This is a genomic window from Metabacillus mesotrionivorans (genome assembly GCF_052171315.1).
Classification (GTDB): Bacteria; Bacillota; Bacilli; order Bacillales; family Bacillaceae; genus Bacillus_P.
Window position 1 is genome coordinate 490263 of the sequence record NZ_JBQMFF010000002.1, and the last position, 22564, is coordinate 512826.

The window sequence follows — 22564 nt, forward strand, 5'->3', positions numbered from 1 at the left end:
AGGTTGGTTGTAAAATTAAGAAAGTTGGTAGTTACGCAATGATTGTTGGTAGTAAATCAAATGAAGCTGGATGTATTCTCCGGATAGTTGGTAGTAATACACCCTGCCAGGATAGGCGGTCCGTGCCGTCACGGATTTAGTTGACATACACAGTCCAGGACCACAAATTAACTGACGAATTCCCAGGATCTTGCTAGAAAAAGAGGTATTTATCAACGAATCTAAAAAAAAAACCGCAGAAAAAAGCAGCCCCAATTCTTCAGGACTGCTGAATGTGCATCATTCATTTTTTGGTGCTTTATACGATTTCGGAAGCTTGTACCCGCGATCTTCCATGACGCTCCGCAAACGGTCAGGATAGTCTGTAATCATCCCGTCCACACCGTTATCAATAAGTTTGTTCATTGTCGGAATGTCATTTACTGTCCATGGAATAACCTGCATTCCTGCTTTGTGTGCACGATCCACCATTTCTTTTGTCACATAGGGTTCATACCCATTCTCTGTAACAGCTCCATTTTGCGGAAAGCCGTGCACAGGCGAGATGGCGTCTGCTCCAAATGACTTGGCTGCGGCTACAAGGTCTCCGGCATAATCATCGATATCAATGCCGCCGAGCCACGGCGAAGCCCCCGGCTGACCGGGCTGCAGAAATTGAGGGCCGTTTGTCAGCGCCACGATCGGCAGGCTTGGCTCTACCTCGCGCATTCTCATGAGGGAGCCCCAGTCAAAGCTTTGAATCGTCACTCTGTCCAGCATATCCGCTTCGCGGACCTGTTTTGCCACAATCTGCACAAATTCTTCTCTTGGAGCCGTTTCGTGAGGAGCACCCGCCTCTACTTTTGTTTCAATGTTCATTTTTACTTTTTTTGCTTTATATGAATCTACTAAGTCAAACACTTCAGTAAGCAGCGGCATTTTTGCTCCGGGACTTGTTTTTTGACCCGGATACTGCGGTTTGGTAACTGAGCCGCAGTCCATTGTCCGAATTTGTTCAAGTGTCAGATCTTTTATGTACTTTCCCACATACGGAAATTCCGGATCACCGGGAAAAGCAGGTTCCGTATCGCGGCAGTTTCCGCCTGAAATTTTTCGGTCATGAGTCACAACGGCCTGTTGATCCTCTGTGATTTGCACATCGAGCTCAAGCGTATCCACGCCAAGTTCTAAGGCATGTGAAAATGACGCAATGGTTGATTCTACTGTCAGTCCCATTCCCCCGCGGTGAGCCTGGAGATCAAATTCTCTGTCCGCTGCCGAGGCGCTGCTCTCTGGCATTATTCCCGCAGAGGTTAAAAGCATGGCTGCAAGTGCTGTTCTTGTCCATCTTTTCATCGTATGTTCATCTCCTTCATCAGATTCACTTTCCAGTGTAAAGGTCAATTGTTAACGGCAGATAAAGGATTTAATAAGTTGCGTTAAAGAATGACGCAAAAAAAAGAAAGTGCTTCAAAAGCACCTTCATTTCACCATTCCGCTGATAATCAGCCTGATTTTCTGTTCGTTTGTAAATGATTTCAGCGTTTTCTTTTCAAGATAGTGATGATTCATCGGGATAAATACTTTCATGTTGTTTTTAAGGTCTGGAGATGGCTTTGTGACGATGCGTTCTCCTTTTTCAAGACCTTGAAGGACTTCATTTCGGCTGTATATTTTCAGGCCGACATCAAGCTTCCTTTTTTCGAGTTTCCCTTTTTTCAGCACATAAACGTATTGGCTGCCCTTTTGTTTTTTCATCACTGTGTCGTCGATGACGATGACCCCGCTCCTCTCTTCAAGCACAATGTCCATGCCGACATGAAATCCGTGATGCCAGTTTTCAGAGGGTTCAATCAATTCAGCGAGAAACGGATAATAACTCTCGTTCTGATCAACAGAAGGCTTATCGATTGGCGTCATCGTCACTTCTTTTATGACAGCTTCTTTTTCTGTATTTGGAAGGGCTTCTGCTTCGGCAGTCGCCTTTTGACCCTCTTTTACTTGCACAGCGTCTTTTTCGGACAGTTTGCCTTCTATTAGAAAAGGCTCACTGGATTGAATGACGATCATCGGATCTTCGGGGCTTTGAGGAAAAGGATTGACGGCTGTTACAATCCCGTCCATTTTGCTCGTCACATTATAAGCTTCTTTTTGTGCTTGCAGTCTTGTAATCTTCTGCTCGTTACTGTCAATCTGCTGATTCAGGTAGTCAATTTGATCTTGCTTGTCGCCGATTTGACTGCTTATGGCTTTCTTGCCTGCGGTATCATCCAGATAGACGCCTTCTTCCACTTCAACAGGAACGCTTGCCTCATCTAAATCGTCCTGCAAATCGGACAGGTCTGATTCTGCAGAGGTTATTCTGGACTGAAGATCCGTATTTTGATCCTGGAGTTCTTCCATTTCAGCGTCCAGGTGGCCGGTTTCATAAGTGATGAGAGGATCTCCTGTCACTACGGCATCACCTTTGCTGACGAGTACTTCCTGAAGCGTTCCAAGGTCTTTGCTGTACATGACCTTATAATCTGAAGCAGGAACAACCACCCCTTTAGTAAAAAGAAGTTTCTGCAGGTCCCCCGTTTCCGCTTTTGTAAACTGACTGATTGATTTCGATCTCTCGATTTTATCTGATGTGAAAATAACGGCTATATTAACAGCTATAAATACAACGGCTAAAGATATGATTCCAATCATTGCTTGTTTTTTCATACGTCCCCCTGAAGCGAAATCCCGATATCCTGCACAAGTACTATAAAGACAGCTACAAGCAGAATGTAGAGAAGGTTTGAGAAGATTACGGTTCCTGCAGCATACTTCCATGATTTATCCGAAAGCATTTTCAGTCCAATCATCTGCACATATGCGCTCCATATGAGGAACACCGTTATGCAGCTGACAAACGTTACGGCGAAGGTCTGATCTGTCAAAAGCTGAATCAGAACGCCGAATCCAAATGGGGAGGAATCGCGCTGCACGCCAAGCAAATGAAAGAACGGAAAGTTCAGCAATTTTTCCATTGTCATTAAAAACAACGGAAACAGCTGAAGCGTGATCAGCTTGTCCCACTCTATATCTCTATAAAACACTTTAAATACGAAGGTGAAAAAGAGAACCATAACAAGAGGAGCAGTAATTGAGGCAACGATTCCGCCGATGCCGAATAACAGCTTGGCAAACTCGAATTTCTCCCTTTTTATCAGATCAAGATAAGCAGTTATGGCCTCTGTATGTACACCGAGGTACGCACTTGCTGCTGCAAGAAGCACGCTAAGCACGATCAAGGCTGCAAATCTTGCGTAAAATCCTTTAATGGCTTCAGCTTCTTTCAATTTTCCAAAGTAAGCAGAGGGTTCTGTTAAGCCTTCTACTATACGAACGTGGTGCATTCTATTTCCCCCTGTCAAAAAAAAAACGATTACTAGAAATTTATAGCATATTTCCGGCATGGTTGATAGTCACTTTTGGCATATTATGAAAAATCAGCTCAGATTCTGGTCTATTTTTAGACATTTTCCAGCCACCTGCGACGAGTTTTTTCAGTAAATTGGATTGGCAGATAACCTCACACTATGCATCTTTATACGTTTTATGGTAAACTTATCATTATTTTAATTTTCAAAAAACATCTTCAATCAGAGATGGAATCCATTCCAGTAAAGAGGTGCTAAATATGACAGCTAAAACAGAAACGATCAAGGAACGCGATCATCACGCTGCTTTGAGGCGCGATGTGAAGTTTTTAGGGAATATGCTTGGAGATGTCCTTGTTCATCAGGGCGGTCATCCGCTGCTTGAAATGGTAGAGAAGATTAGAGAAATGACAAAATCACTTCGCAGCCATGCGGATGAAAGCATATACGCAGACTTAAAAGCTGAGATTTCGACACTTGACCCGGAGCTCAGAAAACAGGTGATCAGGGCTTTTGCTGTTTATTTTCATCTGGTGAACATCGCAGAACAAAATCACCGCATCAGAAGAAGACGCGAGTATCAATTTCAGGAAGATTCAGGCAAACAGCCGGGCTCCCTTGAACATGCTGTAGCTTCGCTGAAGGAAAACGGGGTTTCATCAGAAGTGATTCAGCAGCTTTTGAAAACTCTTTCCCTTGAACTGATTATTACCGCCCACCCGACAGAAGCGACACGCCGCAGTGTTCTTGAAATTCATAAACGCATTGCCGGTCTGCTGCACAGTCTTGACCAGCCGATTCACACAGAACGCGAGCGTGCAGAACTTGAGGACAGACTGTTCAATGAAGTGGTTATTCTGTGGCAGACGGATGAACTGCGTGACCGTAAGCCTACTGTAATGGATGAAGTCGCAAACGGACTTTACTATTTCGATGAAACACTCTTTGAAGTGCTTCCGCACATTCACCAGGAGCTGGAGCTTTGCCTGTCTAAAAATTATCCGGGGCAGGAATGGCATGTTCCTAATTTCCTCCGCTTTGGTTCATGGATTGGCGGAGACCGCGACGGAAATCCCAACGTTACACCTGAGATTACGTGGAAAACCTTGACGAAACAGAGAGCGCTTGCGCTTAGAAAGTACAGAGAATCGCTGAAGATCCTCAGAAAACGCCTTAGCCAGTCGACCAAACGGGTTGCTGTCAGCGATGAACTGCTTGCGTCCGTGCAGGAGGAAACGCCTCTTTTAAGCAAAGGAGAAAGATGGCAGGTGGAGCATGAAATCTACCGCTGCAAGCTGACAATCATGCTGAAAAAACTTGATCAGCAACGGGAATGGTGCTATACAAGCTCAGAACAACTGCTCGAGGACTTGAAAATGATTAAAAAAAGTGTCCTTCTCCATCATCCAAAAGGGTACGAGCTGAAAAGCCTGCAAAAACTGATTAGGCAAGTGGAGCTGTTCGGCTTTCACCTTGCAACGCTTGATATCCGAAACCACAGCGGAGAGCATGAGGCTGCTATCAAAGAGATTTTCCATTCTGTTAACCTAGCAGAAGACTATTCAAGTCTCACAGAAGAGGAAAAAATGAAGCTGCTGCAGGACGTGCTTCAGGATCCGAGGCCTCTCGTTTCGTTTAAAGAGAACTATACAAAAGAAACTCAGGACGTTCTGGACGTTTTCCATATGATCAGACGTGCCCATAAAGAATTCGGCAAACGTTCCATTGAAGTTTACTTAATCAGCATGACCCAGTCTGCAAGCGATCTTCTTGAAGTGATGGTGCTTGCAAAGGAAGCGGGCATCTACAGGCTTCATCCGGATGGAAGAATCGAAAGCAGGCTGAACGTCGCTCCCCTGCTTGAGACGATTGACGACCTGGTGGCAGGACCAAAAATTATGAAACAGCTGTTTCAGCTTGATTTTTACCAGAAGCACCTGAGTGAACAGAATAATCTGCAGGAGATCATGCTTGGCTATTCAGACGGCAGCAAAGACGGCGGAACGCTGACAGCGAACTGGAAGCTTTACAAAGCACAGCAGGAAATTCATGACATGGCTAAGCATTACAATGTGAGGCTGAAATTTTTCCATGGACGCGGTGGTTCCCTTGGACGCGGCGGCGGCCCGCTTAATAGAAGTCTTCTTTCTCAGCCGGCTGAAACACTTGGTGACGGGGTGAAAATTACAGAGCAGGGTGAAGTTTTATCCTCCCGCTATGGCTTGTATGATATCGCCTACCGCAGTCTTGAACAGGCGGCATCCACACTGATTACAGCTGCAGCACATGTCTCATCAGAAGCCGAACAGTCCAACATCCGGACCGGGGAGTGGGAAAAAGAAATGGATGAAATTTCATCTGTATCCCTGAGCAAATATCAGGAGCTGGTCTTTAAAGATCCTGACTTCCTGACCTATTTCAAAGAGGCAACACCGCTTCCGGAACTTGGAGCCCTCAATATCGGCTCACGTCCAATGAGCAGAAAAGGCAGTGAACGGTTTGAAGATCTACGCGCAATTCCATGGGTATTTGCCTGGACTCAAAGCAGACAGCTCCTCCCTGCCTGGTATGCAGCCGGCACCGGACTGTCTGAAGGAAACCTTGATAATTTGAAACAAATGTACAAAAAATGGCCGTTCTTCCGTTCGACCATTGATAATCTACAAATGGCCCTTCTGAAAGCAGATTTGATGGCTGCTAGAGAATACTTGGCGATGGTGGAAAATAAACAGGCTGCCGAACGCATCTTCAACGATATCGAAACGGAGTATGTTCAGACAAAAAAGGCGCTTCTTGCGATTACAGGCCAGAATGAACTGATGGATCACATTCCTAACATCCAGGAATCTGTCAGACTCCGCAACCCTTATGTCGACCCGCTGAGCTTTTTGCAGGTGGATGTGATTTCAAAGCTTCGCAAAACAGATGAAGAATCAGATGCAGGAGAATTGTTGAGCGAAGTGCTGCTCACAATTAACGGCATTGCCGCAGGACTTAGAAATACTGGCTGATTGCCCAAACCGGACGCGTCATGCGTCCGGTTTTTTCCGCGCTTTTAAATACAGCCAGATCACAAGGCTTAAAAAGACAAAGCCAAAACTGGCATAAATAAGCGACCACTTTATAAAGGAAAAAACAGGCGTGAGTTCTGCGGCGACGGGCGTTTTGGCAGGAAACCTTGCCATGACCGCAGAAGCACTGATGTTTTCCAGAAAGTCAAAGACCGCTCCTCCAAACGGAAGAAGATTAGCCGATTTTAACAGCTGCGGTTTGAGGCCGCGCAAGAAAAACGTGATAACGGATGCAAGAAAAAACAAATAAACAAGAGGCCAGATCACATCAAACGTGAACCGTGCTTTAATGTAATAGTCCCTCCCCTTCTCACCATAGCTTTCAGCTATTTCATAAAGTGTCTGAGCTGAATAAAGGTATGACCCGTCAGGCGATTCTCCTGTGCCTGTTGCTGCCCTGCTCGATTCTGCAGCATTCGGCAGGACAAAAATCATAAAGAGTATGAAGACAGCTAAAGCAGCAAGCACGGTTTTCCAGCCGATTTTTTTGTAGAGCCAGCCTGAAAACACATGTAGGCTTTTCATCTCTAATCCCTCCTATTGCTTTTTTAGAATTTATTCAAGGAATAGCGCACTTTTTCCTTACAAACAGATTAACAGTCCAGATGTGTTTTTTGACAGTCCCAATACTCTCTCTTACAATCCGAACATGTACACTAACAATCCAAATGCACGCTTCACACGATAAAAGAATTTCCTTAAAACAGTTGCTTTTTTACCAGTTAACTGTCAAGCTAGGATAGGTACAAAAACGCAGCAGGAAAGAGAAATAGGTGACAGAATGATTGAAATCAAAACATCCTCCCTGAGTGACGGGGAATTTAATAGAGGCGTTTTTGCAACGCGTGACATTAAAAAAGGCGAGATTATCCACGAAGCACCGGTAATCCCCTACCCTAACGCAGAGCATGCCCACATTGAAAAAACAACATTAGCTGATTATGCATTCGAGTACGGCAAAAACCACACCTGCATTCTCCTTGGCTACGGAATGCTCTTTAACCATTCCTATACACCAAATGCCACGTATGACATCAGCTTTGAAAAACACGTGTTTATTTTCAGCGCCTACAAAGACATCAAAGCCGGAGAAGAAATTCTCATTAACTACAACGGCGATGAAGAAGATCAGGAGCTCCTTTGGTTTGACCGCGAAGACGAATCATAATGAGTAAAAACTGACTCTCAGGATAACGGGTTCTGTTTTGGAGTGCAAACTTCTAATAAACAAAAAAAATGCAGAGTTATTTGTAGTAGAAAAAACAATTATATTTGCATGAAAAAAGGTCAGTGGCTGATATGCCTCGGACCTTTTTTTATTCCGATTCTTTAATTAAAGCCCTCGATTGTTGAAGACCATTTATATTGTCTTATCGAAGAATAGCGTCCGATTGTTGAATTAGTATCTTTTAATAACTGGAATAAAAAACCCAAGTTTCCTATTGACTTTCGCTCCCTGACCAAGATGAATAACATGATCCAATATTAATAAAAGTAACGATGCCTTTTTTTCAAAAATCAAAATAACTATTTTAAGTGAACAATTACTATATGTGAATCACCTGAGTTTTACTTTTATGGTTCGTACTCCAATTGAAAATCTTTTTCCCATTTACAACAAAACTCTTTTCTTTATTTAGATGGCTGTACGGCCTTCTCCATATTCTCTACGATCAGCTTCAGCTCCGCCAGATCAGTTATCTCATAATTGGCTGCCTCTGCTTCGTCCCAGTGTGGGCTTGTTTTTCCAGACGTCTACCGTTCCGGTGTTCTTCGAGGCTTCTACGTTATATTTCGGATGGTCGCCTACGAAGATGGGCATAATTGTAGCGTCTAGTCCAATCCATACATCATAGCCAATAACAGTATCTCCCTTTAAAGGAAGCATATCTAACGTAGGTGTATGCTTTTCCCATCCGTTTCCAAAGATATTAAATGGAGAAGTGGAGCCATCTATACGATGATTAGCTCCGTTCATTATAAAAGTGACTCCAGGACCAATAAAACAAAATTTCCCAGTGGTCAATTGATCCCCTATGACTTCATAATGAGATAAAACCTGATCCTCAAAAAGCTCTCCGTTCTTGCTATCTTAATAAGTGTAATCGCCAACTATAATATTCGTCCTCGTTAATGATGGCCTAATAAAATGAAGATTTTCATTTCCATCTAGCGGATAGGTTTTGTTCGGGTTCGGTCCTTCTAATTTTTTTACGTGCACACACACCTTTTTATGAGTTATTTCTAATACAACCTATTTTATTACACTCTAATGCAAACCAGATATCACCATTTTTGTCAGATGTGATACCATGTGGTTCCGCTGATAAAGACGGAATTTTATACTCGTCAATTTTTCCATCAATAACAGAAATTTTTCCAATCTTATTTGCCCCCCATTCAGTAAACCACATTTCGTCATTCTTTCCAGCGGTAATTGCGTGTGGACGTGAATCTAAAGTTGGAATATCATATTCTCTAATCTCCCCAGCAGTAGTAATTCGACCAATTTTATTGCCCAAAATTTCCACAAACCAGAGTGCACCATCGTTACCATTAGTGATACCCACTGGAGCTGCCGCATTTGTTGGTAGAGGGTATTCCGTTAATTTCCCTGTATCTGTAATCCTTCCAATTGAATGATTTTGATTCTCCGTGAACCAAAGTGCGTTATCTGGGCCTAAAGTAATAAAGGCAGGAAAGGAGCCCTTTCTTGGCAATTCATACTCATAAATATTACCTTCAACCGTCAATTTTCCTATACGGTCTCCATTCATTTGAGTAAACCATATTTCACCATTTAGACCTTCAGTTATTCCGTAAGGACCTGAATCAGGCTGCGGCAATGGATATTCTGTAAAATCACCTGTTATTGTGAGTTTTCCTATTTTATTGGCACCATTCTCTGTAAACCATATCTCACCCCGGGAAGAAACAGTTAAGCACATCACTTTAGCATTAGGAGTAGGGACTGTAAACTCTCTTATCCCACCGTTTTGATCTATACAGCTGATTTGGTTTGCTTTATGTTGAGTGAACCATACATTTCCATCTTTTGCTGAAGCTATACCATAAGGGCCAGAGCTAGTTCTTGCAATTGTATATTCTATTATATTAATACTCATACTAGACCTCCCACTATTTGTTTAATTGCCTCCTTAAATTATTTCGTTTATTAGTAAATATTTGGAATTCTTGTTCTAATTTATCTGAAGACATACCAATAAGTCCACCAATGATTTCAGTCAGCTTGATTAGCAGTTCATCTTCAGAACAAAATTTTCTTTTAAGAATTCGACTATATAACTCTTACTTCCTCTTCAATTAACCAAAGTTTGTAACAGAAATTAAATAAGAGCGATCGCTTTATTCTGCAAACGCCCCCTTTAAATGAATAAATGCTATGCTCAGTTACTAAAAATAAAATGTTCATATAACCAACATATAGCATCCTTAAAATCATCAGCTATGTAGTCAATATTAAAGTCTCTTAATTTATCAAAGTGTTCATTAAGTGCAGATTCTCCAGCCCCTGTTCTAACCAATATCTTAATGCACCCTACCTTTGCCGCTGCAACAATATCACTCCAACGGTCCCCGATTACGACACAGTTTTCAAGAGTTAAGTTATAAATCTGCTGAGCTTCTGTTAACATTCCTGTATTTGGCTTTCTACAAGAGCATCCCTCTCTATGACTGTGTGGACAAATAAAAATATCATCAAAACCAAACCCTCTTAACTCCTCTTCAAAATCTTTCTCTTTTGCCAATCCTCCTGAAATTCCAGGTTGATTTGTAAAAGAAAATATTTTTACATTATCTTTTTTTAATCTGTTGATTTCCATAGCTGTATAATGAAAAAGTTTAAATTCTCCGGGGTAATGAACGGTATCGTCACCACCAATTGTTCCATCTCTATCTAAAAAAATGGCTTCTATTTGTTTCACATTAATTTCCCCTGTCTTAACTAATTAAATTTCTTATTCCACATTCCTGCCCAATTCCTCAATAAGAAAAGGCGTTCCACTTTGTTGCAAACGCCCCCTTTAGCTGAATAACAGGATTCATTCATTTAGACGTAAATACAATACTTCATTTGCATCAGGAGTTTTTTATTGCAAATTAGAGTATTTGGTTAAACATACTACAATAAAATCTTCTTCATCACTAGTATCGATTTTACCATTGAATTTTTCAGGCAAAAATAATATATAATCTCCAGCAGTTCTTTCCCATAAACCCTGTAAATATTTCAAATCATATTTGCTAATGATTCTTGTATAAGGATTACTTATGTTTTTATCATTCAGGCAGCTTGGTTCGTACCACCAGAGAATAGTGCATTTTTCTGAACCATAAATACCTGTTATGTAGTCAAATAAGCATAGTAACAAGTCTGTTTTCGGCTCTGCTAATGGGAATTTTATCAATACCCTTAAATCAGCTTTTTGTCTAATATCCTTATTCAAACCGATTACATCTAAAAAGCCTTCCCAAGAGCCTCCCATATTTACCCTCCCTAGATTGGTTAACATTAGAAAACGCTTTTTAACTATTCTGCTCGTTTTAAAAACCTAATACCTTATTCAGCAAATGCCCCCTTTAATTGAATAAGGATTGCACCTTTAAAGCAACTTCCTTAGGTCTAACATCAATAGTCGATAAATTTTCTATATCTACCCACATTGGCAAGTAAGTTCCTCTATCTCTATTTTCGTCAGTGTATTCTTCACCTTTCCCAGTTCCAAATGTTCCAGCAATGATTTGAGAAAGAAAAAAATATTGTGTTCCGTTAAATTTAACTTCTGAAATGCACTCGTTAACTTTGACTTCTACTCCTAATTCTTCTAAGGCTTCCCTTTTGGCACCAGCCTCTGGTGTTTCTCCATTTTCCATTCCACCACCAGGAAAAACATAATAAAAAGAACCATCCCTAATTCTTTGAATTAGTACAACCTGTTTATTTTCAATTATTACTAGTGAACTTCTATCTCTCATACCTGCCACCACATTATCAAAAGCCTCTTCCTCAATTAAAAAAGCGATCACACTTTGCTGCAATCGCCCCCTTATATGGAACAATGAATACGCTTAATCCAGTATCAGACAAAGTGAAGAGATTTCCTCAATATATCTTTGGTAGGCACTGTTCAATACTTTTCTGAAGTGAAAGCAATTTAATATTGCTGTTTATTTTTATGTGAAAACTTTTTAAGAATGTTTTAATATTAAACACTAAGAACCAATAATTTTCATTCTCAAGCTGCTCCTTTTGAGACTTCAAATCATTCGGTAAATTCTGAATTAATTCTTCTATTTCCTTTAAGTCCATTCCTCTTTCCAACATTTCAAGTATAGGGATGATTATCCTTTCATCTTCATTGTGTACATAGACACTGTTAGATATTAGAATCTTACTCCACAATGTCTGTAGTATTTCTGGATAAAATTCTGGGTCTAATTTTGGATTTTTTACTAACTCTTCAAAAGTGTCAGCTACGTGTGCAATACTGTGTGCCCACCCTTTACCAGCAATATATCCTCTTAAATCTCTCTCAAGGTTTATGTATTTAATTAACTTCTCTTTAATGCTATAGACTGTGCCAGGTGATAAGAAATTTGCTTGATTATCTCTGTACAATATTAAGGCTATTAAAAGTGTAGTAAACGCTCTTGTGAAGACTGTATCCGTTTCTTTTTCTCCGATTCCTTTAAAAATTAATTCACTCAAACATATATCTAATAGTTCTTTTAAAAGTTCAGGTTCTAGTTGATTGCTCTCAATTATCAATCTATAAAAAGAGGTATAAATCAACTGGTCGCGGAGTTCACCATCTGTTGAACCGATATGCTCAATCATAGACTTTATTAATAATAATTTATCGACCTTTTGCCAATCACTTTCTCCATATTTAATCTTAGTTAATATACTTTTTAGTTCATTTTCACTCATAGAAACTTTTACTAATGATAAACTCATAAATATCCCCTTATACTATGCAATATTAGTTATACAGAAAGAAAACTGCCCAATTCCTCAATAAGAAAAGCCGATCCACTTTGCTGCAAAAGCCCCCTTTAATTGAATAAAGAATATGTAGTACATCTCCAGTGGTTAGAGTTCGTATTCCTTCTTCCTATCCAACCTTTACTTTGTAGTTCTTTTGCTATCATCATATTGAAAAAACCGTGACCAACTAAAGCTACTAAACGATGCTCTTCAGCATTTTTAATTAATACTTCTGCCGCCGTTATTGCTCTATTTTTCGCACATTTAAAAGACTCACAGTTACTTGAGTATCCAAAAAACCATAAAGTCCGAAGAATTACTGTCCAAATATTCGGACTCAATTTTAAGCTCAAAGATTTCAGTATAGGAGAAGGTAGTTCTACTTCGCGAAACATAGGATCAGAAATAATATGTGAGTTTGAGTTTAAAAGATGAGCTGACTGTATAGATCTCTTTAAATCACTTGTGAAAACAACGCTAACTTTTGAAATTTTTTCTATAGATTCGGAGGGATAAGCGTCTTCTTCAAATACACCTTCACTATCGTACTTTTCAATCCAGTCTTTAAAGGAACAGATTGTAACTGGGCTATTTTCAATACATTTGGATTTTCCGTGCCTGATAAATGAAATTTCCATAGTTAGTCTCCTGTAAAAGGAATAAATGTGTTATTCCGTAAAACTGCCCATTTCTTAAATAAGAAAACGCGATACGCTTTGCTGTAATCTCCCGATAGTTGAAAAAAATTCAAACACTAACAATGCCGAATATGATTTTAAAGTTTTTACGATTTTTCTTTTGTATTTTAGAACCTTCTTTGAAGTCTGCTATTAGAACGGTTTTACCAAACCAAATTCTTATATAAAAGGAGTGAAATTTGATTGGACCTATGATGCCTTTCTCCTCATATTCAGTGCCATCTTCCAACTCTGTTTCAGTCCTTATTAACCAATTGTTTCCTAACCCAATTTCAATAAATTTCAAAATTTACTCACCCCAATGAACCTGATTGAGAAGTTCCATAATACTTCAACACTTCAGGAAGGGGCGACTGTTACGCAATCGCCACCTTTAGCTGAATAGATGTCTATTTCTTAACAAACAGTTTACCTAAATCGGCTTCTGAAAAAGATTTTGTGTAATTGTCTAACTCATAAGAAGGAAACCAATCAGCAGTGCTGTCTGTTTTCCCGCATTTAATCGTATGAACAACTGAATTGGATGACATAAAAACGTTGTGATGGACCAAAGGTGAGACAGTTACACTCTCTCCCTCTTTTAAATAATTCAATTTACAATTCCTATTAAGGTCTATCTCTCCGTAAACAATCCAGCCAGACTGGACTATGTAAATTTCAGTAGCTGCTTTGTGATAATGACTGTTCTGCCAAGCACCTTTATTAGAACCTAGTGTCCGGCAATAGCCACTGCCATCAGATCCTACTAATCTATATCGTTTTTCGCCATTTTCCATTTGATCAAAGTTTATTTTGATTCCGTCTTTTTTTGCTTCTTCAAAACTTATTTTTTGCGGACAGAATTTCAATATCAGATCCCCCTTACCTTATACCTGTTTGATAACCACTTCTATCTTATTTGTGACTCTAAATTCCTCTAATTTTCTCGACTAATAATCTAACAGGAAAATAATATCCCTTCTCTCCAAAATGGAGCCCATCGTTTCTAATTCCTTTAAGTATCTGGGGATAGTCATCTAAAATTAATAATAATGAAAACAAATCGATGAAATGACTGCCAGTGTCAACAGATACATGTTTTACTGCTGCGGCATACTCAGATAAGACTTCATTGGTTCTAGCAAGTTGGACCTTCTCATCGACAGGGGCTGGTGATATTTAAATGGTTCTTTCGGGTTTAATTAATTGAGTAATATTGTAAATGTTATCTTTAAAAACTTCCACATTCACCATCTTATGAAAGGCTGCATCATTTGCACCAAATAACACTGTTACTAAATCAGAATTATGTTTAATCACATCATTCTGAATTCTGGATATTGCTTCAATGGTGTTATCCCCAGGTACACCAGCATTTATAATTTCCATACCTTTCTAGCTGAAATACTGTCTCCGAAACACACTAATTTAAGCAACTCTGTTCTCCTTATTTATACATCTAAAATCCTACCTGATTCCTTAGTAGAAAAGGCGATCCGCTTTGTTACGATCGCCCCCGATTGTAAAAGATTCATTCAAGTAATTATTGAGACCGCTACAAAATTTCAGCAATATTATCAGAGTTACTTAGTGGCCAAAACAAGTACGTTAACTCCATATTCTTTTAACACCCACTAGTTCCTGATAATTAAATTCAATTCTATATATATCAGGTTTTGATGTACTATGTAAAAAATCCAAGTCGAAATTACTATCGAAATATCCCATCATTAAAGTCATCACAGCCCCGTGAGAACCTATTACTACTCTTTTATCTCTAAAAACATCTAATATATCTTTTAAAACCTTAATAGCCCTTTTTTGACAATCAGCATTTGATTCTCCTCCGACTAGAGCGAAATTTGAGTCTAAAAAAGACCTCTCCAACAGTGGAACCAATTCATTATCAGATATTCGATCGTCTTCAGAAGAAAACATCCTCTCTTTTAAATCTTCAAATATTAAAACTTCTTGTCCTAATTGTTTTGCTAATTTTTCGACAGTTAAAATTGAACGAATGTAAGGGCTTGAAATAACTGCATCAATTTTCACATTTGTCAATTTGTCATACACTCGTTGAGCATCGAAAAGCCCTTTTTCGGTTAAACCTCTTGTTCTTTCATTTCCTTCTCTTGGTGAGTCACCGTGTCTCACCATATAAACAAATGTGCTCATTTTCCCCTCCAATTTGGTTCTCTCCGTTCAATAAGAAACGAACCATTTTTTATGAACTGTTTAATTAATATACTGCTCATCGGCGAAAGAGTGACTGCCTCTGTTAAACAACTCTCGTTATAATACAACTGCAACTATGGCATAGAAATTTATCCTAGATATATTAAACCTAAGCAAATACTTACTACTCCAAAATCCTGCACAATTTCTCAATAAAAATTGGCGATCCACTGTGCTGCAATCACCACCGGTTGATATGTATAAAGCTCTAATTCATTGAGTTCATAATAATAAATATACCAATTGTAACTACACTTAGAAAAACCATAAAAAGATTCGATGCTATTAAAAGTCTATATATTGTTAACTGCTTATTCATCTGTTTTTGCACAAAAAAAGCAATTACAATTGCAGTAAACCATATTGCTACTCCGAACAAAGAAAAAAGGTAATCCGAGTCAGCTATCCAAAGCACAAAGATACCAAAATGAATGATTAATAATAACCAAGCTATTATTTTCAAGGACATCACTCTTGCCAATTAATTTAACAAATTTCAATCATTCTTCTAATGGCCTCTACAACTAATGCTGGTTCATCATTTTGTATGTAATGTGTACTATCTTCAGCAATTATAAATTCACTGATAAAAGATATTTGAAGAAGTTCTTCTTGCATTGTATTCCATAAATCTTGTGACTTGGGGGAATAGTGATTTTTTTGCCTGCAGAAAGGACTGTTAATGGAATGTTTATTTTCTTTTGGTCTTCTTTTAATTGATTTAAACTTTGCATAAATTCTTCATAATTACCTTCGTGAACGAATTGCTTATTGTAAGCTTCTTGAAACTCTTTGGACATAGTGGGAAGAAATCTTTCTCGGTAATCCTCAGGTGTAGAGTCTACTAGAAGCAGTCCACAAACATCGTCAGGATATTTACTCGCAAATAACCGTGCATTTATACCCCCAAAAGAGTGTCCTACCAGTATATATGGAGGAATTATATTCAATTTATTTAAAAGTTCTTTCAGTTCCTTTACCATCTCTCGGCTATTTCCAGGATTAGAACTTGGCTCGCTGCCTAGACCTGCTCTATCAAATACAATAACTTCTGTTAGCAAAGACACTTCGGAAATTATCATTCCACCCTTTTGAATAATCCCCATACCCAGCATCCATAACAACGGTTGGTTTCCCCTTTTTTTTCTCCAAGCAAATTAGCAAACATTAAAACATCACATACTTTTATATACAACTCTTTAGACATCTCAATAAGATCCTCACTTTTATATTCCTTTACTCTATAACACTTTAGCTTATTCCATTAAATTGCCTAATTGTCCAATACCAATTATTTCAAATTTAGTGATTAGCTCAATCATTAATTAAAAAGGACACTTATCTAATTATAGATAAACGCCCATTAACTGAAAAAGTATTGCTTTTATCTAATTTGTTCCTGAATCTTTTGAATAACTTCTCTGTAAAAAGTAACTTGATGTGGGACGAATTTATCCCTGTTTACACTTTCTTTAATTATTTGCTTTTGTCCTTCATTATTTATTTTAAATCCACTGATTTCGATTTCATCTTTTTCTCCAGACCAAAGTTGAGTGAAATCAATAAATTTGGTTTTTACTATTCCTGAAACCTCGTCCACTTGAAGTGTGAAGTCATCAAAGATATTTGCGCACTTGTATAAAAAAACGTTTGCTAATTCTTTATCAATGAAACCTTCTTGCACAACACAATAATCTATTACACCTAACCTTATTAACTCCTTAAAAGCTAAATCTATACCAATTTCTTCTTTAATTTCCCTTACTCCGTCCTCAACTGTTTCATCAGCTAGTAGATGTCCAGCAGCAGTTATATCAAATAAGTTAGGGTAGTCTTTTTTACTATTACTACGAAGCTGTAAATAAATATAATCTATTCCTTGTTCATTACTGATAAACCAACAATGAAACGCTTCGTGCCAATATCCAATCCTGTGAACATCACTCCGAGTAGCTACACCTATTAGATTCTTATTATCATCAAAGATCTTTAATTTCTCTTGCTCTCCCATAAAATGCCCCCAAAAGTCACTTATCTTTCTATTTCTGGTTCTTTAACTATTCGACTAAATAGTGAAAGGCGTATTCATCTTTACTTAATGTACGTTTCACAATCTATCTTCCAAACGAAAAATAAACATCTTACTATTCTGCTCTGCTCCGACACATATACAGTGTGATTGCATTTAATATTATTGTACCGATGAGAAGGATTGCTGGAACAGAAGAGCACCCCAATCCTTGCATCTGGTCAGTAGAATTTTGAGTTTTTGGCCAATTTAAAGAGTACTTTTGGCCATGTTTTTGAAATCTGAATCAATCAAGAGACCTTTAAGTATTAAGTAATATAGAACTGAAATTAAGAAAAAAATCGCTGATTGGTGAGCCTATTACTCTTATAAAGTGCTTTTCGGCTTCTTAATTGATATTTTTTTTAATATGTTCCTTCCAGCTAACAACGCAACATATAAAGAAATTGTGACAAGTAATATTACATAAAGGTCTCGTCCAGCAAGGTAAGTGGCAGAGTGAAGACCTTTTATAAGTAAGTGAGCAAACAGGTACGAGATAGGCAATAGAATCATTTTTTCTAGTCCATTTCTTATTTTTTCGTTCTTGCGGAATATGACCAATCCAATTCCACAAATAAGTAAAAATCCTATAGCCAACAACACATAGTAGCTTAAAACAAGCCGAGGTAACGTCATGACAGAACCATCAGTTATTGGATCTCCATAAATTAAAGTATTTTCACTTCCATCGGTATTGTAATAGTAGATCGAAGCGACCGTTTCCCCATTCGGGTTTAAGACCGTATTTTCCAGGTTGTTTTTGTTTATTTGCTGTTGCCAAATCGTTTCCCATGTTGTTATATCATAGACATAACCTGAATTGTCTGCTGCTGGATAGTGATTTACATTAAATCCAGAGACTTCTTCACTAAAATTCAAAAGTACAGTTCCGTCATCCTTTTCAATAATTGAAACCGCATTTTCATTATAAGAGATGTATGCTGGGGTTGTCAGATAAGCGATTGTAACCACTGCAAAAACCAATGTTACCATGACTGAAAGAATAATCGTTTGCAGCTTTTTCTTTCGCAATGTATTTTGTATGTTTCTTAAGGGAGCTATATCGGTATCTACTGGCGGTTCTTCAAAAGTCCTCATTTCTTCAAGTCGTTTTTTACAGTTCTCACAAGAAGCTATATGTTCTTCAACTAGATCTCTAGTATCTTGACTTGCCATATCCTCGACATATAACGGCAGTATATCCCTAATCATATTACAGCTAATTTTCATCGATAATCCTCCGATCGCGCTTTAATTTTTTCTCTAGCACGGTGATAAGTAACACAAGCCCAGTTTTCACTTTTTCCAAACAATTTGCCAATTTGCTTAAATGACATTTCTCCAAATGCACGGAGAGTAAAGACCTTTTTGTATGGCTCTTTCAAACTCTGGATAACTTCATGTACCTTCATAGACGCTTCTGAAATGGCTATTTCTTTTTCTACATTGTCTCCACTAGCTGATTCTGGAACCGACTCAAGATCCACCGAGCTTTTATTCTTACGCAAATAAGAGTAATAACTGTTTTTGGCAATTTGGCATAACCAAACACGGATATCACTATTCCCTCTGAAACTGTCTAGCGATGTTAATGCCTTCATAAAAGTTTCCGAAGTGATATCTTCAGCGATATGCTTATCGCCAGATAAACTATACACATATAAAAATACATCTTTAAAGTATGTATTATAAATATCCTCAAGCTGTGTCACCAACTCACCTCCTTACATATAAGACGCGATAAACTCAAATATCTTACAAAAATATAAAAAAAAACCGAACAAAGTACGTCCGGTCCATTTTTCTTCTACCCTAATTATTGGGGACTGTAGTCGATACATCTTCCCATGTATCCCTTTATAATATTCATGAAACATTTCTTCTCGACTTTGTTCACAATGAGATCGGCTTAGTTCAAGTGAAATATATACATCTATATATTAACTATTAACTTATTACTAAGCGATCTTCAACAATCTGGCCCGATTGTTGAATAAAAAGTTGAAACCATTCTTCAATTAAACTGCCCTTTAATGTAATAACTGTTATTTCCATTTTATCATAATTGTCCAACATTCTGTTTTAATTATATAAGTGAAAAGCACACCATTTAAATGTTAAATGATGTGCGGATTGTATTGAGATTTTCTGTTTTGCACCTTTGAACCGAACCTGTTATTCATAAATTTCTATTTTTTCATTATGGGTGTAGTACTAACAAGCTGTCATACAACCTCACCCCCAAGATAAAGTTATTACTTTTAATCTCTTAATGAATTACGGTTGAGTTTTCAAGGCATAACACGTTCGCAGTTACATAGGTGCTTTATCGTAAATTTAGGACCGTTCTATTCTACATTAAACTGTCGTTTCATTTTCAAGATTGTTAATACTGATGGAATTATACCTGCAAGTATCCCTAAAATTGCTGATGCTATAGTAGTGAAGTAGAAAAGATACGCATTTACCACAAAGTCAAATTCCCCAGAGTTTGCTGACGAATAAAAACCAACGCATAGAAAAAGAATTGCTAGTCCAATTATCAAGCCAGTCGCAACTACAATTAGAGTTTCAATGAGTGTCATTTTAATGAGTTGTCCCTTTTTAGCTCCCACTATTCTGAGGTTTCCAAATTCTTTTTTTCTTACTGACATAATAACAGCAAAGGTATTAAATAAAGCAATTACGGAGAGTGTTATGCCAATTGCACCTAATAAGAGCGAAGCTCCTAGCTGAGTGTTGTATGCAGGCGACGTTCGGTAAAAATCAAATCGATTTTCTTGGGAACCTACTAATAAATCGTGTGAGTATACATTGGTAAAGCGCTTATCGTAGAGGCTTTTTTCCACAAAGAAACAGCTTGCTTACTCACTCCGAAATGATCTGCTACGTTCGATTGTGTTCTTCCTTTAAGCTTTCTTAAACTAGCAAGTCGTTCCCCAACAAAAATAGTATCCATCTTCACTTACCTACTCTTTCTTATGATTGTTCCTTTTCATTTGTTCCATTATTTCAGACCAAATGATGTATTAACAATATACTTGGAGTCAACCAGTGGTTGATTCCAGTATAAACAACACTCGATTGATGTACTCGTTAGGCAAAACAGTAAAAAATTACGTGATATTATCAAATAAAGCAGGTCTAATTCTTGTTTAAAGCCTGCTATTTTTTGTTATTTTCATTCAGTGAAAACAAACACCTAATTTCAAACATCCTTCATTATCTTTGTCAGCTTGTGAAGGATAGTCAGTTAATAAAATTACTGATGAACTGATTGCAATCTTTTAACATCTATATACACTGCAATATTATGTTCACTCCTTATGAAAACTAAAGTAAGGGTTGTTTATGTTTATCATAAGGAACATTCATTAATGGGCTAGCGAGAATTCATCCTCTATATTTTATGCACTTATCAATTATTAACAATGAAAGAATGGAATTATCGGATTATTTGTTAAAAACTGAACAGGAAAATCGATATTTATTAAACATCATTTTTCGTAGCCTTTTCAATTATAAAGCGTGCATGTTCCGTAATTAAACATTCTGAAAAGACTGCATTCTGCCTTGGCACTAACATACACCCGAAACCATGCCAGGGACACCAATAAAGCAGATGGGATATATTCTATAAAGGGAACCTAGATTGGAGCAAACTTTAGAAGATATAGCTGCATACATTTTGAGAGAAGAACTAATTCAAATGGTCAGTATTTACGGATTAATCAACCCAAAAACCTTAAAAGCACAGTGAAAAGTTAGATATTCTTATAATAAAACATCAAAAACTTAATCTGCCTTGTTTAACCCAATCAAACAACAACTGAGTTTCTAAAAATATTTATACCTACTGTTATTCAGTTCAGGATTAAAGAATAAAGTTTATTTAAACCAGGAGAAAGATGCCGCAATGACAGCAATTCAACAAGCAAGAGAAAAGACTCGTCTTAGTGACGAGTCTTTTCATTCATATAGCAGCTGGAAACTGTAATTGTATTAAAATCCCCTACAGTTCAGGTACATCGTCTCAAAATCTTGATGTCCATCTAAGTTCACTTACATTTCAAGTAACTAAACATGATTTACAAATATGCAGTTGCTGGCTCATTATCCAGCTCTTCAATTTTTATAAAATCAAAGCGTACTTCTTGTTCTTTCCCTTGAGGACTACAGGCATATATGCCTGCTAAAACAGTTGAATTTTTTTCAGGCACATCTAGGTGAGCGATTCTAATTTGATTCCATACTTCTCCGTTTAAAGAAAAATCGACATAACAATTTTGTCCAATTTTTGATATACGGTAATATAAATGAACATTTTCATAGTCAACATATTGTGTAGACCAATCCGAATAGCCTCCATTAGTTACAACTGCTCCTAGCTTGCTTAAACCATCTGGAATGTATTCGAGGGAAGTTTTCACCCATATGTCTTCCGAAAACCTAATCATCAGTCCTGCTTGGTCATACTTGGATTTTGGCAACGCCTCAACTCTTGTTGTCATCCTGAAGTTTTTATCAGTTTTGATATAGAGAAAATGTCCATTATCAACCTGAAAACCATAGTGAGTTCTTTGCCAATAATCAGTTTCTTTATCAGTTTCTAAAACAAGCTGAGAAGATTTTTTGTCTAAGTACCACTTCTTGGGTTCGCAACGCCATTCCAGCATTTCATTTAAACTTGCAGTACTAAAATTCTCGTTTAGTATCCAATTTTTGTTCAAAGTCCGTCCCCCTTTTACTTTATGCTAAGACCTTCGGTCGAGTTATCACAACTTTTTTTGGATGTTTAAATTGAAATAAACTACCTACTAACCTCGTTTGTTCAAAATGGAAGCATACTGCTTTATATCAGGAATAAAATTAACGGAATAAAGTCTAGTTCTTCTTTATTATCCCCACTTCGGTATAATAAAATCCCGATATGTAATCTACTTTATCATAATTGTCATTTTGAATTAGTTCCCTAATCACTGATCAATTTGATAGTCTCAAACCCGATGAGTACCTGATTTGCGAGCAAGCACATGCTTAAAGAAAGTTCCTAACTCTCTAAATATACATTATATCGCTTAATAGTTTGACTGAACTAACTGATTGTCTCG

21 protein-coding genes and 2 pseudogenes are annotated in these 22564 nt (G+C 37.8%); 2 read left to right on the forward strand and 21 right to left on the reverse strand.

Features of this window, described 5'->3' with window-relative positions; translation table 11 throughout:
* Nucleotides 1–279 precede the first annotated feature (279 nt).
* The 3 genes from ACTSEZ_RS07320 to ACTSEZ_RS07330 form a co-directional block, all read right to left on the reverse strand.
* Nucleotides 280–1335, reverse strand: coding sequence for a glycerophosphodiester phosphodiesterase (locus tag ACTSEZ_RS07320; RefSeq protein WP_369733514.1), 1056 nt, complete (start codon nt 1333–1335; stop codon nt 280–282).
* Nucleotides 1336–1461: 126 nt separating this feature from the next.
* Nucleotides 1462–2688, reverse strand: a complete 1227-nt coding sequence (locus ACTSEZ_RS07325; protein ID WP_369733515.1) for an efflux RND transporter periplasmic adaptor subunit — start codon at nt 2686–2688, stop codon at nt 1462–1464.
* Nucleotides 2685–3365: a YIP1 family protein gene (locus ACTSEZ_RS07330; protein ID WP_369733516.1), complete on the reverse strand. Its 681-nt coding sequence runs from the start codon at nt 3363–3365 to the stop codon at nt 2685–2687. Before ACTSEZ_RS07330 ends, ACTSEZ_RS07325 begins: the two co-directional genes overlap by 4 nt.
* A gap of 284 nt (nt 3366–3649) precedes the next feature.
* Between ACTSEZ_RS07330 and ppc the strand changes: the two genes are divergently transcribed.
* Nucleotides 3650–6400: a phosphoenolpyruvate carboxylase gene (gene ppc, locus ACTSEZ_RS07335; protein ID WP_369733518.1), complete on the forward strand. Its 2751-nt coding sequence runs from the start codon at nt 3650–3652 to the stop codon at nt 6398–6400.
* Nucleotides 6401–6418: 18 nt separating this feature from the next.
* Here ppc and ACTSEZ_RS07340 read toward each other — a convergent pair whose 3' ends face one another.
* Nucleotides 6419–6985, reverse strand: a complete 567-nt coding sequence (locus tag ACTSEZ_RS07340) for a hypothetical protein (protein WP_369733519.1) — start codon at nt 6983–6985, stop codon at nt 6419–6421.
* 256 nt (nt 6986–7241) lie between these two features.
* Here ACTSEZ_RS07340 and ACTSEZ_RS07345 point away from each other — a divergent pair, with 256 nt between their 5' ends.
* On the forward strand, nt 7242–7628 hold the full coding sequence (locus ACTSEZ_RS07345) for an SET domain-containing protein (RefSeq protein WP_369733520.1): 387 nt from the start codon (nt 7242–7244) through the stop codon (nt 7626–7628).
* A gap of 648 nt (nt 7629–8276) precedes the next feature.
* Here ACTSEZ_RS07345 and ACTSEZ_RS07350 read toward each other — a convergent pair.
* From ACTSEZ_RS07350 to ACTSEZ_RS07430, 17 genes and pseudogenes are all read right to left on the reverse strand, one after another.
* Nucleotides 8277–8681: pseudogene (locus ACTSEZ_RS07350) on the reverse strand (LbetaH domain-containing protein); the annotation flags it as partial.
* Nucleotides 8682–8691: 10 nt separating this feature from the next.
* The gene (locus ACTSEZ_RS07355; RefSeq protein ID WP_369733521.1) at nt 8692–9585 is read right to left on the reverse strand and encodes a Vgb family protein; all 894 of its coding nucleotides are present in this window, start codon (nt 9583–9585) and stop codon (nt 8692–8694) included.
* A 282-nt stretch (nt 9586–9867) separates the two neighbouring features.
* Nucleotides 9868–10407 carry an HAD-IIIA family hydrolase gene (locus tag ACTSEZ_RS07360; protein ID WP_369733522.1) on the reverse strand — a complete coding sequence of 180 codons (540 nt, stop codon included), beginning with the start codon at nt 10405–10407 and terminating at the stop codon, nt 9868–9870.
* Between the two features lie 165 nt (nt 10408–10572).
* The gene (locus ACTSEZ_RS07365; RefSeq protein WP_369733523.1) at nt 10573–10968 is read right to left on the reverse strand and encodes a hypothetical protein; all 396 of its coding nucleotides are present in this window, start codon (nt 10966–10968) and stop codon (nt 10573–10575) included.
* A gap of 94 nt (nt 10969–11062) precedes the next feature.
* Nucleotides 11063–11458, reverse strand: a complete 396-nt coding sequence (locus tag ACTSEZ_RS07370; protein WP_369734076.1) for an NUDIX hydrolase — start codon at nt 11456–11458, stop codon at nt 11063–11065.
* 127 nt (nt 11459–11585) lie between these two features.
* Nucleotides 11586–12440, reverse strand: coding sequence for a DUF2785 domain-containing protein (locus ACTSEZ_RS07375; protein WP_369733524.1), 855 nt, complete (start codon nt 12438–12440; stop codon nt 11586–11588).
* A gap of 98 nt (nt 12441–12538) precedes the next feature.
* Complete coding sequence (locus ACTSEZ_RS07380) at nt 12539–13108, reverse strand: histidine phosphatase family protein (RefSeq protein ID WP_369733525.1); 570 nt, start codon at nt 13106–13108, stop codon at nt 12539–12541.
* Between the two features lie 109 nt (nt 13109–13217).
* The gene (locus ACTSEZ_RS07385; protein WP_369733526.1) at nt 13218–13454 is read right to left on the reverse strand and encodes a DUF3977 family protein; all 237 of its coding nucleotides are present in this window, start codon (nt 13452–13454) and stop codon (nt 13218–13220) included.
* A 103-nt stretch (nt 13455–13557) separates the two neighbouring features.
* Nucleotides 13558–14016: a cupin domain-containing protein gene (locus ACTSEZ_RS07390; protein WP_369733528.1), complete on the reverse strand. Its 459-nt coding sequence runs from the start codon at nt 14014–14016 to the stop codon at nt 13558–13560.
* Nucleotides 14017–14326: 310 nt separating this feature from the next.
* Nucleotides 14327–14536 carry an SGNH/GDSL hydrolase family protein gene (locus ACTSEZ_RS07395; protein ID WP_369733529.1) on the reverse strand — a complete coding sequence of 70 codons (210 nt, stop codon included), beginning with the start codon at nt 14534–14536 and terminating at the stop codon, nt 14327–14329.
* 219 nt (nt 14537–14755) lie between these two features.
* Nucleotides 14756–15322, reverse strand: coding sequence for a histidine phosphatase family protein (locus tag ACTSEZ_RS07400; RefSeq protein ID WP_369733530.1), 567 nt, complete (start codon nt 15320–15322; stop codon nt 14756–14758).
* A gap of 546 nt (nt 15323–15868) precedes the next feature.
* Nucleotides 15869–16589: pseudogene (locus ACTSEZ_RS07405) on the reverse strand (alpha/beta fold hydrolase).
* A gap of 177 nt (nt 16590–16766) precedes the next feature.
* The gene (locus tag ACTSEZ_RS07410) at nt 16767–17393 is read right to left on the reverse strand and encodes an NUDIX hydrolase (protein ID WP_369733531.1); all 627 of its coding nucleotides are present in this window, start codon (nt 17391–17393) and stop codon (nt 16767–16769) included.
* 384 nt (nt 17394–17777) lie between these two features.
* The gene (locus tag ACTSEZ_RS07415; protein WP_369733532.1) at nt 17778–18683 is read right to left on the reverse strand and encodes a zf-HC2 domain-containing protein; all 906 of its coding nucleotides are present in this window, start codon (nt 18681–18683) and stop codon (nt 17778–17780) included.
* Nucleotides 18680–19165, reverse strand: a complete 486-nt coding sequence (locus tag ACTSEZ_RS07420) for an RNA polymerase sigma factor (protein WP_369733533.1) — start codon at nt 19163–19165, stop codon at nt 18680–18682. The genes ACTSEZ_RS07415 and ACTSEZ_RS07420 overlap by 4 nt, the downstream gene beginning before the upstream one ends.
* A gap of 636 nt (nt 19166–19801) precedes the next feature.
* Nucleotides 19802–20302, reverse strand: a complete 501-nt coding sequence (locus ACTSEZ_RS07425) for an FtsX-like permease family protein (protein WP_369733534.1) — start codon at nt 20300–20302, stop codon at nt 19802–19804.
* A gap of 1239 nt (nt 20303–21541) precedes the next feature.
* Entirely contained in the window at nt 21542–22183 is a 642-nt protein-coding gene (locus ACTSEZ_RS07430) for a DUF1349 domain-containing protein (protein WP_369733535.1), read from the reverse strand.
* Nucleotides 22184–22564 lie beyond the last annotated feature (381 nt).

What these genes read in the sequence shown, in the direction of transcription:
- ACTSEZ_RS07320 (WP_369733514.1), bottom strand. Translation starts at nt 1,335, where the DNA reads ATGAAAAGATGGACAAGAACAGCACTTGCAGCCATGCTTTTAACCTCT.
- ACTSEZ_RS07325 (WP_369733515.1), bottom strand. Translation starts at nt 2,688, where the DNA reads ATGAAAAAACAAGCAATGATTGGAATCATATCTTTAGCCGTTGTATTT.
- ACTSEZ_RS07330 (WP_369733516.1), bottom strand. Translation starts at nt 3,365, where the DNA reads ATGCACCACGTTCGTATAGTAGAAGGCTTAACAGAACCCTCTGCTTAC.
- ppc (WP_369733518.1), top strand. Translation starts at nt 3,650, where the DNA reads ATGACAGCTAAAACAGAAACGATCAAGGAACGCGATCATCACGCTGCT.
- ACTSEZ_RS07340 (WP_369733519.1), bottom strand. Translation starts at nt 6,985, where the DNA reads ATGAAAAGCCTACATGTGTTTTCAGGCTGGCTCTACAAAAAAATCGGC.
- ACTSEZ_RS07345 (WP_369733520.1), top strand. Translation starts at nt 7,242, where the DNA reads ATGATTGAAATCAAAACATCCTCCCTGAGTGACGGGGAATTTAATAGA.
- ACTSEZ_RS07355 (WP_369733521.1), bottom strand. Translation starts at nt 9,585, where the DNA reads ATGAGTATTAATATAATAGAATATACAATTGCAAGAACTAGCTCTGGC.
- ACTSEZ_RS07365 (WP_369733523.1), bottom strand. Translation starts at nt 10,968, where the DNA reads ATGGGAGGCTCTTGGGAAGGCTTTTTAGATGTAATCGGTTTGAATAAG.
- ACTSEZ_RS07370 (WP_369734076.1), bottom strand. Translation starts at nt 11,458, where the DNA reads ATGAGAGATAGAAGTTCACTAGTAATAATTGAAAATAAACAGGTTGTA.
- ACTSEZ_RS07375 (WP_369733524.1), bottom strand. Translation starts at nt 12,440, where the DNA reads ATGAGTTTATCATTAGTAAAAGTTTCTATGAGTGAAAATGAACTAAAA.
- ACTSEZ_RS07380 (WP_369733525.1), bottom strand. Translation starts at nt 13,108, where the DNA reads ATGGAAATTTCATTTATCAGGCACGGAAAATCCAAATGTATTGAAAAT.
- ACTSEZ_RS07395 (WP_369733529.1), bottom strand. Translation starts at nt 14,536, where the DNA reads ATGGAAATTATAAATGCTGGTGTACCTGGGGATAACACCATTGAAGCA.
- ACTSEZ_RS07400 (WP_369733530.1), bottom strand. Translation starts at nt 15,322, where the DNA reads ATGAGCACATTTGTTTATATGGTGAGACACGGTGACTCACCAAGAGAA.
- ACTSEZ_RS07410 (WP_369733531.1), bottom strand. Translation starts at nt 17,393, where the DNA reads ATGGGAGAGCAAGAGAAATTAAAGATCTTTGATGATAATAAGAATCTA.
- ACTSEZ_RS07415 (WP_369733532.1), bottom strand. Translation starts at nt 18,683, where the DNA reads ATGAAAATTAGCTGTAATATGATTAGGGATATACTGCCGTTATATGTC.